Annotated in this window: 12 protein-coding genes and 2 tRNA genes; 5 read left to right on the top strand and 9 right to left on the bottom strand. The window is 37.3% G+C overall.

All coding sequences use genetic code 11. The features are described 5' to 3' along the window. Positions 1-67: 67 nt before the first annotated feature. The 3 genes from CDA10_RS15425 to CDA10_RS15415 all read right to left on the bottom strand — a co-directional run bounded on the left by CDA10_RS15425 (position 68) and on the right by CDA10_RS15415 (position 908). Positions 68-144, bottom strand: a tRNA-Asp gene (locus CDA10_RS15425). A gap of 23 nt (positions 145-167) precedes the next feature. After that, positions 168-243: transfer RNA gene (locus CDA10_RS15420), tRNA-Val, on the bottom strand. A 296-nt stretch (positions 244-539) separates the two neighbouring features. Beyond that, on the bottom strand, positions 540-908 hold the full coding sequence (locus CDA10_RS15415) for a YbaN family protein (protein WP_089606464.1): 369 nt from the start codon (positions 906-908) through the stop codon (positions 540-542). Positions 909-1,183: 275 nt separating this feature from the next. On the opposite strand from CDA10_RS15415, the gene CDA10_RS15410 reads away from it, so the two are divergent. The 3 genes from CDA10_RS15410 to CDA10_RS15400 all read left to right on the top strand — a co-directional run bounded on the left by CDA10_RS15410 (position 1,184) and on the right by CDA10_RS15400 (position 6,542). Then, complete coding sequence (locus CDA10_RS15410; protein WP_089606463.1) at positions 1,184-1,561, top strand: VOC family protein; 378 nt, start codon at positions 1,184-1,186, stop codon at positions 1,559-1,561. 106 nt (positions 1,562-1,667) lie between these two features. Beyond that, positions 1,668-2,936 carry an exonuclease SbcCD subunit D gene (locus CDA10_RS15405; RefSeq protein WP_089606462.1) on the top strand — a complete coding sequence of 423 codons (1,269 nt, stop codon included), beginning with the start codon at positions 1,668-1,670 and terminating at the stop codon, positions 2,934-2,936. Positions 2,937-2,945: 9 nt separating this feature from the next. Continuing rightward, entirely contained in the window at positions 2,946-6,542 is a 3,597-nt protein-coding gene (locus tag CDA10_RS15400) for an AAA family ATPase (protein WP_089606461.1), read from the top strand. A 61-nt stretch (positions 6,543-6,603) separates the two neighbouring features. Here the strand turns inward: CDA10_RS15400 and CDA10_RS15395 are convergent, their stop codons facing one another. The 5 genes from CDA10_RS15395 to CDA10_RS15375 all read right to left on the bottom strand — a co-directional run bounded on the left by CDA10_RS15395 (position 6,604) and on the right by CDA10_RS15375 (position 10,958). Beyond that, positions 6,604-7,011 (bottom strand): hypothetical protein, encoded by a 408-nt coding sequence (locus CDA10_RS15395; protein ID WP_228704647.1) that lies wholly within the window; start codon positions 7,009-7,011, stop codon positions 6,604-6,606. A 307-nt stretch (positions 7,012-7,318) separates the two neighbouring features. After that, the gene (locus tag CDA10_RS15390) at positions 7,319-8,077 is read right to left on the bottom strand and encodes a hypothetical protein (protein ID WP_089606460.1); all 759 of its coding nucleotides are present in this window, start codon (positions 8,075-8,077) and stop codon (positions 7,319-7,321) included. 236 nt (positions 8,078-8,313) lie between these two features. Beyond that, positions 8,314-9,099 (bottom strand): hypothetical protein, encoded by a 786-nt coding sequence (locus CDA10_RS15385; protein WP_089606459.1) that lies wholly within the window; start codon positions 9,097-9,099, stop codon positions 8,314-8,316. A gap of 171 nt (positions 9,100-9,270) precedes the next feature. Continuing rightward, a complete protein-coding gene (locus CDA10_RS15380; RefSeq protein WP_089606458.1) occupies positions 9,271-10,065 on the bottom strand; it encodes a thioesterase family protein in 795 nt (264 codons plus the stop codon). Between the two features lie 206 nt (positions 10,066-10,271). Then, positions 10,272-10,958: a YggS family pyridoxal phosphate-dependent enzyme gene (locus tag CDA10_RS15375; protein WP_089606457.1), complete on the bottom strand. Its 687-nt coding sequence runs from the start codon at positions 10,956-10,958 to the stop codon at positions 10,272-10,274. 341 nt (positions 10,959-11,299) lie between these two features. Here CDA10_RS15375 and CDA10_RS15370 point away from each other — a divergent pair, with 341 nt between their 5' ends. Further along, a complete protein-coding gene (locus tag CDA10_RS15370) occupies positions 11,300-12,337 on the top strand; it encodes a type IV pilus twitching motility protein PilT (protein ID WP_089606456.1) in 1,038 nt (345 codons plus the stop codon). A 24-nt stretch (positions 12,338-12,361) separates the two neighbouring features. Continuing rightward, positions 12,362-13,480: a PilT/PilU family type 4a pilus ATPase gene (locus CDA10_RS15365; RefSeq protein WP_089606455.1), complete on the top strand. Its 1,119-nt coding sequence runs from the start codon at positions 12,362-12,364 to the stop codon at positions 13,478-13,480. 84 nt (positions 13,481-13,564) lie between these two features. Here the strand turns inward: CDA10_RS15365 and fur are convergent, their stop codons facing one another. Beyond that, on the bottom strand, positions 13,565-14,002 hold the full coding sequence (gene fur / locus CDA10_RS15360) for a ferric iron uptake transcriptional regulator (RefSeq protein ID WP_089606454.1): 438 nt from the start codon (positions 14,000-14,002) through the stop codon (positions 13,565-13,567). Positions 14,003-14,038 lie beyond the last annotated feature (36 nt).

The following is a 14,038-nucleotide window of genomic DNA, read 5'->3' as shown; positions in this document are numbered from 1 at the left end:
TAACCAACTGAACTACCGCTGCACTTCTACAATAGATTATTGCAAACAAACGACTGATGAATTTAAGTGGCGCAGCGGACGGGACTCGAACCCGCGACCCTCGGCGTGACAGGCCGATATTCTAACCAACTGAACTACCGCTGCACTAAAAATTCAACGTTAAAGCTTGGTGGGCGCTGACGGGATCGAACCGCCGACATTCTGCTTGTAAGGCAGACGCTCTACCAACTGAGCTAAGCGCCCTAACGACTTCATCGTTTGTGAGGTGCATTATAGAGAATCTTGACTGTGTGTCAAACGCTTTTATCTATGTTTTAAAGATTTTACGTTTGAGTGATTAAAAAATAGATCATTTTCATTCAATAATCGTTTTTTTGTTTATTATTTATCTATTTATCGATATTTATATCTGTTTTAGTTTGTGATTATTTGTTGATGATGAACGTAATAACAACCAGAGAATCACAATCATCCTATTTAAAGTCAAACTAAGACAACAACTGCAACAACTTCACCCAATCGGTATGCTTTAGATTGGATTATGACTGAGCCACGGGTTCAGGTCTTAACCACAACCAAATCGCAACAATCAACATGGTTAAATCTGTAAAAATTTTGACAGCGAGTGGTGCATTGGTAAACAACATAATCACACCGCTGACGAGCATCATAATCGTTGCAAACCATTTCGCCTTACGAGGCACAGTACCATTTTCACGCCATGCGCGTAGCGTTACACCATACTTAGGATGATTCAGTAACCAATGATCTACTTCTGGCCACCCTTTTGAAGCTGCCCATGCGGCCAAAATCAAGAAAACTGTTGTTGGCATTCCAGGTAATATTGCACCAATTACACCGAGCACAATAAAAATAATCACCAAGGTTCGCCAAAACAAAACTTTCATAGAACAACTCAACTTTTCTCTTGAGGAAGTATAACGTTTTAAAATCAGGCATTCAGTATTGTTTTTGGAAATTTTAAATACTTCACAATTTTTCTATCTTGTTTGTGTTTTTATCTTCATTTGTTAAAACAAGAACTTTATTTACTTTTGCTTCTTGGATAACAATTCTAAGTCACATAGATTCACTCAAAATGACCAAAACATCATTGAATAAGTAAAGCTCACTCGAATATGTTGATTCTAAATGATCAAAACAATACAACATGGGGCGTTTAATGAATAACATCGCTTATTTTGAAATTCAGTCATCAAACCCTGAAAGAGACGTAAAATTTTACAGTGAAGTCTTTGCTTGGACATTTACAAAGGTAGACGGTTTGCCCATTCAATATTATCAAATAGAAACATCTAATTTGTATGGTGGTCTGCTTGAACGTCCTGCTCAAATACCTCCCACACATTGTGGAACCAATGCTTTTACTTGCTCCATAGAAGTTGAAAACTTTGATGAAACTGCTGAGAAAATTTTAGCCTTAGGTGGGCAAGTTGCAATGGAGAAGTTCGCCATTCCCAATAAATGTTGGCAAGGCTATTTTATTGATCTCGATAATAATACCTTTGGCTTAGTTCAAGTTGATGAAAATGCACAGTGATCGAAATCATCCGGGCGACTAAACATGTCGTTTCATCACACTCTTTATGATTCAGCATTGTAAAATATGCTAAGTTATACAGGGCATTTCAAACACTTGAGTTCACATGACTGTACGCTTTTTTCATACATCTGACTGGCATTTGGGACAATTTTTTTATCAGCATTCTCGCCAGTATGAACATGAACAATTTCTAGCGTGGTTATTGGAACAAATTCAAATTAAACAACCCAATGCCCTACTTATTGCAGGTGATATTTTCGATGTAATCAACCCTGCATCGTCGGCACAGAAACAGCTCTATCAATTTTTAGCCGATGCCCATGCTATTGCACCACATATGCAAACGTTAATGATCGCAGGCAATCACGATTCTGGTTATCGTATTGAACAAATTGAACCTCTACTTGAAAAATACAATGCCAAAACAGTGGGTGTCATCCATAAAAATAGTGAAGGATTAATTGATTTAGAACGTTTACTGGTGCCGATTTATGATGAAAATAAAATCATTGTGGCGTGGTGTTTAACATTGCCGTTCTTACGCCCTGCTGAAATTACAGGTTTTAATGAACAAAACACTCTTGAACAAAGCACCAATAGTCAAAAAGCAATTGCTTATTTACATCAACAACTTATTGCCGAAGCAAAAAAAAGAAAAACACCTGATCAAGCTTTAATTCTAATGTCACATGCACATATGCAGGGTGGAGAAACTTCTGATTCCGAACGCCCCATTATTATTGGCAATGAAGAAGCGCTTTCAACGACACTTTTTGATGAAGTGATTGACTACGTGGCACTCGGACATTTGCATAAACCACAAAAGGTTCAAAATGCACATATTCGTTATAGTGGCTCACCGATTCCTTTATCATTTAGTGAAATCAACTATAAGCACCAAATTGTTGAAGTCACTCTTGATCCTACACAAAATGATGAATCAAGATTTCAGTTTGATACCATTGCGATCCCGCGTAGCGTACAACTACATAAAATTAAAGGAGAACTCACTGAAGTTTTCAATCGATTAAGCGCTTTGCCAAGTGGTGAAATCGACAATATTGATCATCGAGAATATGTCGATATTGAATATCATACCCATATTCCACCACAGCCTAATTTACGACAACAGTTTGAAGATGCATTGCCCAAAGATCACTACCGTTTAGTACGTATCTCTCGACAATACTTAGCGACTGAAAAGAATAGTGATGCCACCACTGCAATCAGTCTAGAACCGCCGACACCTGAAAAACTATTTCAACAAATTTGGGAAAAGAATGGCTATTTAGATGATGTTGCGGTACTCAAAGATTTTTTAAGTTTGGTACAAGAAGCCGAAAAATCACTTGAAGATGAACAAAAAATTTAAGGATTTATCATGAAAATTGTATCAATACGACTTAAAAATTTGGCATCTCTTTCAGGAGAGCATTTTATTGATTTTGAATCTGAACCTTTAGCTTCAGCAGGTTTAGTCGCGATTATCGGTAAAACAGGTGCGGGAAAGTCCACCATTTTAGATGCAATGTGTCTTGCGCTTTTTAATAAGATCCCACGTTTAAAAGACAGCGATGGTAAGCTCACAGATGTAGATGGTTCAGAGTTATTAACCAACTCTCCACTGACTGTTTTACGTCGAGGTACAGCACATGGTTTTGCTGAACTCACTTTTATTGCACAAGATCAGAAGCATTATTTAGCACGTTGGGAACTAAAACGTTCACGTGAAAAAGCCGATGGTAAACTACAAAGTGTGCAACGCTATTTAACCTGTTTAACCGATGGTGTAGTGATTGCAGATAAAGCCAAAGCAGTCGATGCCAGTATTCTTAAAATCACACAGTTAAGCTTTGAACAATTCACTCGAGCAGTATTACTTGCTCAATCAGAAGTGACTGCATTTTTAAAAGCACGTGATAATGAACGTGGTGAATTACTTGAATATTTAACCAACTCATCTATCTTTGGAAAAATTGGACAATTAGCGTTTGAGAAAACCAAGTTAGCTGCGAATGCTCGTAAAGAACTCGAAAATTTGCTGGGTCATATTGAGATTTTATCCGATATAGAGCTTGCTGAGTTTACAACTCAGTTTCAACAGATTGATGCCGATTATAAAAAGCTTGAACTTGAAAAATCACAGCTTGAAAAACAGCAACAATGGTTTGACCGTAAACATAAATTTGATAGCGATATTATTCTCAAACAACACAATGTAGATCTGCAACTCAAATCTCAACAAAATCTAGCATCTGAAAAAGATCAATTAAAGCGACTGGAAATATTTGCAGATATTCGTCCAAATGTATTTCAACAACAACAGTTTCTTAAAACAGAACAGCAACTTACACCTCAAATTCAGCAACAACAAAATTTATTTGATGATTTACACAAGCAATATGAAATTGAAAAATTACAATATCAACACGCTGAGACGGCTTTAAATACCATTCAGAATTTTGAAAATACACATAAAACTGCATTCAATCAGGTTCGAAAATGTGTCCAAGAACGTGAATTTTTGGGTACTGAATTTAAGAAAATTTACGCCAAACTACAGGATTTAGAGCAATTACAGCGCCCTTTACTCACTCAAAAACAGCAAACTGAACAACAAATCCAACAGTTCAATCAGCAACAAAACAATCTAAATCAACAACTTGAAATCAGTCAACAATTTACCAGTTTAGACAAAGGCTTATCTGCACATCTGCAACAGTTAGGACAATTTATTCAGCAATATCAGAATATTGAAAATCAATCCAAAGATTTAAATCAGACAGCCCAACAGCTCGTTGAATACAAAGAACAATTGCAACTCAGCGTCAAACAGCATGGCATTTCTGAACAGATCGAAACTCAGCTTGAACAATTACGTCAACAACGAGAGCAGAAGCTTAAACAATTGAACCAATTGGATTTTGTTCAACAAAAACTGGGACATTTTTTTGAAATAAAAGCTGAATCTCAACAACTCAACGACAAATTAAAAACGTCAACAGATCAATTTCAACAGCTGCAACAAAACACCTTACAAACTGAACAAGATTATTTAGCTGCACAAAAAGCACGTCAGCAAATACAACTCGTTTTACAGCAACAACGTTTATTACATGCTGAAAATGTAGAACATTTACGTGCCGAACTCAAAGATGGTGAAGCTTGCTTAGTTTGCGGAAGTACCACACATCCTTATAAAACTGATGATGCTGTTGTGTCTAAAGCATTATTTGAATTACAGCAACAACAAGAACAGCAAGCGACTTTAAAGGAACAAGCAGGTTTTACGCTTTGGCAAAATGCTCAAAAAAGTTTAACCAAATTAAATGCAGAACTTGATCAATTTAAATCTACCCATCAATCACTGACAGATAAGACATTAATTTTACAAGATGATTTGATTCAACAATTTAACAATGCGAATATCCAACTGGATTTAAATCAACCGCAAGCTGAAATTCACTTAAAATTAAATCAATTTGAGCAACAACAAAAAGCTGAAATTCAACAACTGGAAGTACAACTAAATACTGCTATTCAGGCGAATAAACAGCAACTTCAACTTCAACAAAATATTAAAAACATTGAACATTTATTAGACACGGCCAAAAACTTACACCAACAGGTTCAACAAATTACTCAATGTTTATCTAAGACAGAACAACAAAATTGGCAACAACACACCATCACCACGGCACAGCAAATATATGTGCAGTTAAATCAACGCCTTCAACAGCTTGAACAACTTGAGCAACATTCCAAACAGCTCGATCAAACAACACAACTCTTGGTTTCTATTCAACTTAAACTTGAAAATGCAACGCAACACATAAGCAATACTCAGCAAGAGCTAGAAAAAATTAAACAACAAGGTCAAGAAAATACCGAAATTGCAACCCAACTGATCCGTACTATGTCTGGCTTGACCGATGTAAAACCCAATGAATGGTTGACTGAACACGATACAAATCGCCAAAATTTGCAAAGCCAATATCAACAATATAAACAAAGCTTTGATCAACGGCGTTATCAGTTTGAACAACAAAAAGGACAATTGGAACAACTCAAAGCACAATTGCAACAATGTCAAAATAATTTGAATCAGGTCAATACTGAAATGCAATATTGGCTCAAGCAACATCCCGATTTTCAACAACAAGACTTAGATGCTTTGTCTCAAATCAATTCATCTCAAGAGCAACAGATTCGTCAACAACTACAAAATGCTGAACGTTTACTCAATGACGCAACGTCTGCACTCAAAACCGTACAAGAGCAATTGACTGAACATCTGCATCATCAACCTGAGATTGATTTGACTCAATTACAGCAATTGATTTTAGATAATGTGAATACACTCAGAACACAACTTGAAATCAGAGATCAACTCAAACTGAAACTTGAAGTACATCAGCAAAATATTGCCAAACAAAAGCAGTTCTCCGATAAAATTGAGCAAATACAAAAAGAAGAACATCGTTGGAGTAAAATTTCCAGTTTGATGGGAGACTCTACAGGTAAAAAGTTCCGAGATTATGCACAGCAATATAATTTGGATATTTTACTGGAATATGCCAATCAACAACTCGCCTTATTATCACAACGTTATACCTTGAAACGTCTGGAAAATTCGCTGAGCCTTGCAATTATTGACCACGATATGGATGGTGAAACACGTTCTGTCGCTTCACTTTCAGGGGGAGAATCTTTTTTAACAGCCCTTGCGCTGTCTTTAGCGATAGCCAATATGGCTTCAGGCTCTATGAAAATAGAATCTTTATTTATTGATGAAGGTTTTGGCACATTGGATGCATCATCACTACACATGGTCATGAATGCGTTGGATCAATTGCAAAATCAAGGGCGTAAAGTCGTATTGATTTCCCATATTCAAGAAATGCATGAACGTATTCCTGTACAAATTCAAGTACGTCCTTTAGGTGCAGGTGCAAGTACGATTCAAATCGTTGGCTGATTCGGTTAAAAGGGGGTAAATCCCCTTTACACAGGTTGTGAACCTAACATTTAAATATCAATTAAATGGAAATATTTTGGAAATAATATCTTTTACCTTCTTCACAAAGCTCTTTTTTGTCGCTCAATCCATGGGTGGCATTGGCTAAAGTTTCATCAAATGTCGTATCAAATTGCTTATAATCTTTATCATAATCAGCTTTGAATTTTTTATTATTTTTCAAAGCTGTTATTGCACTTTGCATCGCTACACACATCGGATAAAGTTCAGCTTTGTCTTGTGTACGATTTCCACGCTCAGCAATATCTTCAATTTCACCGAGAATAGTATCAAAGTTTTTTTGAAATTTAGCATAGGTTGGTTGTGGTGCAATCAAAGTTTTAAATTGATCTTGCACTGGATCTGCAAATATTTGCATAGAAAAAGTAGCAACAAATATTACTGTAGATATTTTCAATAATTTCATCATCTGAATAATCCTCAATATACTAGACTTCTTGCATAACTCGAGCTGTGATGAACTTTTATTTATAATGGAAGTTCCCTCTCCTTTTAAAGGATGAGCGTTATTACGCGCAAGAGGGTGAGGATTTATATGATAAATCTCCCTCATCCTAACCTTCTCCCTGAGCCATATATGACGCAAAAGAAGGAACTTTCAATATTAATCTTTGATCATTTTGACTTTTGCAAGATCTTTACTTTATATTTCTACTGTTTAAATCAAAAATCATATACAGACATGTTAAATCAAACATGTCTGTATTTATGTAAAGTTACTTATGATCTGCTGGAAATGCATTGGGTGGTGGAGCATATTTATTGACTGGTTTAGATTCTTCTTCTGGTGCTTCCAATTCATAAACGACAGTGCCAATTACACCTGCATTTTGAATAGAACCATGCTCTGAATTTGCAGCATAAGAGTCCTCAGGTTGGCTAAAAGTAAAAGAGGCAACCGCGGAATCACTCTTTCGGAAACCTTCGATTGTCAATGAATCATGTGCATTTAACACATAACCTGAATTACTTCGAGACGCTTCGCTACCATTAATCACATCAACACCATCGACACTTGCAACAACTTCGAAAGTTCGTCCCGTATGATTTTCATATTTTAGTTGATAACTCTGTCCTTCTCGTCCAGATAAATAATAAGTTTGACCTACGCGATACATTGGAATGTTTTTGCCATGATCATCTACAACAGAAAAACTCATTTTTCCAGCAGCCAGTGAAATAGAGTTTACTGATTTTCCTTGATATTTTTTATCTGCATACTGCACGATTGCTTCAGCCAATGGTGCATCTGTTTTACGTTTTAAATCCACTTCGGTCACACGGGAATCAATTTCATCACCCCATTTGGTTCCAAGTTTCTCATCCGCAGCAACTTCATTATTTGTTGCTTCTGCAGCATCTGCCGTACTTGTTGATTCAGCTTTGGTGGTTGAATGGTTTTCTTCTGCTTTTTTCGAACATGCAGCAAGGAAAATACAGAACATTATGCAAATTAAAATATGTATTCTTTTCATTATGTCACCTATTTAAAAGCATGATTGATCATCCAATATTTTTGATGCTTTTTATCTATAGTAATGAATAGGGCATCAGATCATCGGAAGTATTAGGCAACTTAGATTATTATCAAAATAATCATAGCTTGACTGCCCATACTTCACCATTCAGAATTTTTTATAATTTTGTAACATTATAACATTATTAAAAAAGAGGAATTCGCTCATTCCTCTTTCAATGAAAATCACCATTTTTAATCTGCTGGGAAAGCGTTCGGCGCAGGTGCATAACCATCATTCGGCTTTTTAGCAGGATAATATTTAGGTGCTTTAAGCTCATAAACCACCGTACCAATCACACCTGTATTTTGAATAGAGCCACTCGAATTATTTGCAGCATACGAATCTTGAGGTTTACTAAAGGTAAAAGAAGCCACCGCTGAATTACTCTTTCTAAAACCTTCGATTGCAAATGAACTATATGGACGAAGCACATAACCACTTTTTGATCTAGATGCCTGACGACCATCTAAAACATCTAAACCATCCACACTTGCAACAATTTCAAAGGTTTGTTGACTGGTATTGGAATAGCGTAATTGATAACTCTGTCCATCATTGGCAGCAAGATAATAGCTTTGGCCATCTCGATACAGCGGTAGAATACGTCCACGATCATCAATAACAGAAAAGCTCACTTTTCCAGCTGCTAAAGAAATGCTGTTTATACTACGCCCTGAAAATTGCTTACTGGCATAGCGTATTTGAGTTTCATCAACTGGATTTTGACTTAAACGCTTTAAATCGATTTGTGTAACATGGGAACTAATATCATCGCCCCACTTTGTTCCTAAACGCTCTTCTGAACGTACACGATTTTGAGCAGATGTCGCTTGAGGTGAAGCCATTTTTGCAGCAGATGGTGGTGCGGGAACGGGTGCATAATCAGCTTCAGAAGATGTTGAGGGATTTTGCATCGTACTACATGCAGTGACCAAGCCACTTAGCAATAAGCACAATAAAATTTTAGACTTATTCATTCTCTAACCCTTGTTTTTAAATTATATATTGGATCAGTATAGTGAATTCAAACATTGAAAATTGTTGAATAATGTTTAAAAGATCTATATCCATCACAAAATCATCACCGAATATAGATCTATAAATCCTAAGTGATTAAAAATTCATTTTTATGTATATGGATTTATTTCTTACATCGGTCTAAGCGTTAAAATCTGTTCACTACGCCCAAATGGCCCATGTACATCATGCAAAATTGAGCTTGATAAGCCAACACCATCCATACCGTATTGTTGTACTGCTTCAAGACCTAACCACTCACCTTGAGGCATACGGAATAAATGAATTTGTAAATCTAAGTTTGGAAAGCCCCATTCAAATGGTCTAGGCTGCCTCGGGACAACGCCATTTGCCATATCTGACATACAAACCAAACGTACAAAATCAGAGGTCTTTTGCCCTTCGACCATTTCAGTTTGTGTTCTGAGCCAAACTAAACCCTTGCCTTGACGTTGGACATCAGACCTTGCTTCAACAGTCCGAGTATATTGACCACTCCATTGGTGAATACCATCAAAAATAGGCATATTTTCAGGGGTTGCTACTTTGGAATCCTCCAATCCAGCGATTGCAGAACTGTCTGAAAGCATCATACGCCAAGTACGTGCGACAACTAAGGTTTTGCCTTGCCCTTTCATGGTCGATTCAATCAACTCAATGGTTTTTCCTGCACGTAGGGTTTGTGTGGTAATTTCAATTTCACCCAAAGCAATTAACCCGTAAATATCCAAACTGATTCGACCAATACGCATTGTTTCACGTGGAGAAAACTGTTCTAGTTCTGCACAAATTACACCTGTTGCAGGCGCCATATGCTGCTCATTCGGATTCCACGCACCTTGTGCATTGATTGTAGATTGATAACGTGCAGTCACGATGCCTTGCTCGTCAATATGACGGCTCAGCAATTGATAATAAGCAGACATAAATTTCCTTGTAACGATTTATTACGTCGATAAACTAATCCATTCTGCTCATTTTTGTACTCAACTTTAGTGGATAAGTCTATGATTTGCAGAAAAACTGACCTCATCAGTTTTAAAGTTTGCTTTTATTCGGCTTTTTCATCATTTGAATGAAAAGACCAAGCTTTGAAAATATTAACAACTCGTTAAAATCTAAGTATAGATGTTTATTGATGATAATCCCGAGCACCAAACAAAGCCGTTCCTACACGAACCATGGTTGACCCAGCCATAATCGCATGTGCCATATCAGCAGACATTCCCATACTCAAAGTATCCCAATCTTCAGGGTGAGCATGCTGTGCTTTCACATTGTCAAATAAAGTTTTAGCATCAACAAAAGCCTGTGAATGATCTGGAGCGGGTATCACCATCAAACCACGTAATTTTAAATTTGGAAGTTGACTCACTTGTCGCACCAGTTCTGCAACCTCTTCTGGCTGACAACCATCTTTGGTGTCTTGTGCATCTATATTTACTTGCAGGCAAATATTAAGCGGAGCTAATGTAGTCTCACGCTGATTTGAAAGACGCTCAGCGATAATCAAACGATCAACGCCATGCACCCATGCAAATTTCTCAGCAAGATGTTTGGTTTTATTACGTTGTACATGACCAATAAAATGCCATTCAATATCCAAATCTTGAAGCGCTTCAATTTTATCTAAAGCTTCTTGTAAATAATTTTCCCCAAAAGCACGCTGTCCTGTCATATACATTTCACTGAGCATTTCACTTGGATGTGTTTTTGAAACCGCCAATAGCATCACTTGATTGACATCTCTATGTGCAGCTATGCAGGCTTGCTCAATCTGTTTTAATACATGATTTCGAGCTTGATTTAGATCATTCATCGACAAGTTTCTCATTTCTAAAAAATTTCAGCTTCCAAGCAATTAAATTGTTGGTTATGCTGAGTGAAAGGCTTTATTATTCTACAAAATAATAAGGGTGTGTTAACAGTTCATATATAACTTGCGTTATGAGTTTAAATTGAGCAAACAAGGAATGAAATAAAGAGAATAGCGAGACTATTTTCAGATTTCACAATGCGGTTTGGGATAATTTACAAGCCGAGCAAAAAGCTTGCAGTATATGTACCTCATACTTTGTTTGCAGTGCAAGGTGCAATAGGAATTAAAATATATGAATAATCAACAGACCCTAGGCAATTAGGTTTTTATTCGGGGACATTATGGATATTACAGAATTATTGGCGTTTTCCGTCAAAAACGGTGCATCGGACTTACATCTTTCAGCAGGTATGCCACCGATGATCCGTGTCGATGGTGAAGTCCGTCGAATCAATTTACCAGCCATGGAACATAAAGACGTTCATCGACTTGTTTATGACATCATGAATGATAAACAACGTCGTGATTTTGAAGAACAATTAGAAACTGACTTTTCGTTTGAAGTCCCTGGCGTTGCTCGTTTCCGTGTAAACGCATTTAACCAAAACCGTGGAGCAGGTGCTGTATTCCGTACCATTCCTTCAAAAGTTCTAACCATGGAAGATCTTGGTTTAGGACAAACCTTTAAAGACCTTTGTGAATTACCTCGTGGTTTAGTTCTCGTGACGGGTCCTACAGGTTCGGGTAAATCGACAACGCTAGCAGCAATGATCGATTATATTAACGACAACCGTTATGACCATATTTTAACAGTTGAAGATCCAATCGAATTTGTACACCAATCTAAAAAATGTTTGATCAACCAACGTGAAGTGCATCGTGATACCCATGGTTTTAACGAAGCACTTCGTTCTGCACTTCGTGAAGACCCTGATATTATTCTTGTCGGGGAGATGCGTGACCTTGAGACCATTCGTTTAGCGCTCACAGCGGCAGAAACGGGTCACTTAGTTTTCGGTACACTACATACCACATCTGCGGCAAAAACCATTGACCGTGTGATTGACGTATTCCCTGCTGAAGAAAAAGACATGGTTCGTGCCATGTTATCTGAATCTCTTCAAGCCGTAATTTCACAAACACTACTGAAGAAAACAGGTGGTGGTCGTGTTGCTGCGCATGAAATTATGATTGGTATTCCTGCTATTCGTAACTTGATTCGTGAGAATAAGGTTGCACAAATGTATTCAGCAATTCAAACAGGTGCAAACTATGGTATGACCACACTCGATCAAAGCTTAAAGGCTTTGGTTGCTAAAGGTGTCATTAGTCCTCAGGTTGCAAGAACGATGGCCAAACAACCAGAATCATTCTTATAAGAAATGGATTATTGAGGTTTAAAGATGGACTTTAATGACTTGCTCAATATGATGATTGAGCAAAAAGCGTCCGACTTGTTTATTACCGCAGATGTTGAACCATCAATGAAAATTAATGGTCAAATTGTACCTGTGGTCAAAACCAAGTTAAACGGCGAAATTATTATGTCGTTGCTCAACTCAATTATGAGTGAAAAGCAGCGTAAAGAATTTGCCGATACCCGTGAATGTAACTTTGCCATCACCAATCGTGATAAAACAGCACGCTTCCGTGTCAGTGCTTTCCAACAGCGTGATATGCCCGGTATGGTGTTACGTCGTATTGAAACCACGATTCCAACTATGGATGAGCTGAAACTGCCACCTATCTTAAAAGATTTAGCCATGACCAAGCGTGGCATTATTATCTTTGTAGGTGCGACAGGTACTGGTAAATCGACATCTTTAGCTTCAATTATTGGTTATCGTAATCACAACTCTAAAGGTCATATCATTACCATTGAAGACCCGATTGAATTTGTACACGAACATGCAGGCTGTATTATCACGCAACGTGAAGTCGGTATTGATACCGACTCTTTCGAAATTGCGTTAAAGAATACGCTACGCCAAGCGCCAGACGTGATTTTGATTGGTGAGATTCGCTCACGTGAAACCATGGACTATGCGATCGCCTTTGCTGAAACGGGACATCTAGTTTTCGCAACACTGCATGCGAACAACGCTAACCAAGCCATTGACCGTATTATTCACTTCTTTGAATCTGACCGTCATAGTCAATTGTTTATGGACTTGTCTCTAAACTTAAAAGCGATGGTTGCTCAGCAATTGATTCCAACACCAGATGGAAACTCTCGTCGTGCAGCAATTGAAATTCTCATCAATTCTCCTTTAATTTCAGACTTGATCCGTAAAGGTGATGTACATGAAATTAAAGACTTGATGAAACGTTCTCGTGAATTGGGTATGCAAACGTTTGACCAAGCTTTATTTGATCTCTACAAAGCAGGTCAGATTACATATAAAGATGCGTTAAAACACGCTGACTCACCCAATGACTTACGTCTGCAAATTAAACTGGATGAAGAAGGCGGTGCTCAATTGCTCAATGCACATAGCAAACTGACCTTTGACGGACAGTAATTCATTTTCAAATCCTACTCGAAGTACGAAAAAAGGGAGCTAAATTAATTTAGCTCCCTTTTAATTTGTTGTATTTGTGTGATTTTATTTCTTACGATAAGCATCCTGACATTCAGTTGCATCACAAAAACCGTATAGGTTTAATGAATGTCCAGTCAGTTTAAAGCCATGCTTATCTGCTACTGCATGTTGCTCATGCTCAATGGTATCATTTGTAAATTCAATGACTTTATTACAATTTAAGCAGACAAGATGATCGTGATGATCTTCCTGCATGATTTCAAAAACAGAATGATTGTTTTCAAAATGATGACGCTGAATGATACCAGCCGCTTCAAATTGCGTTAACACACGATATACGGTTGCAAGACCGACATCTTCACCTTGTTCAAGTAATGTTTTATAAATGTCTTCCGCGCTCAAGTGGTGTTGTCTTGAATTTTCTAATAATTCCAAAATCTTGATTCGTGGTAGGGTAACTTTAAGTCCAGCTTTGCGTAAATCTTGATTTGAAATAGGCATATAAAAAGGTCTCTCAACAAATTTTAAGTTGGAATA

Origin of the sequence: Acinetobacter piscicola (assembly GCF_002233755.1) — a bacterium.
GTDB lineage: Bacteria > Pseudomonadota > Gammaproteobacteria > Pseudomonadales > Moraxellaceae > Acinetobacter > Acinetobacter piscicola.
This window is presented reverse-complemented; position numbering and strand designations above follow the sequence as displayed.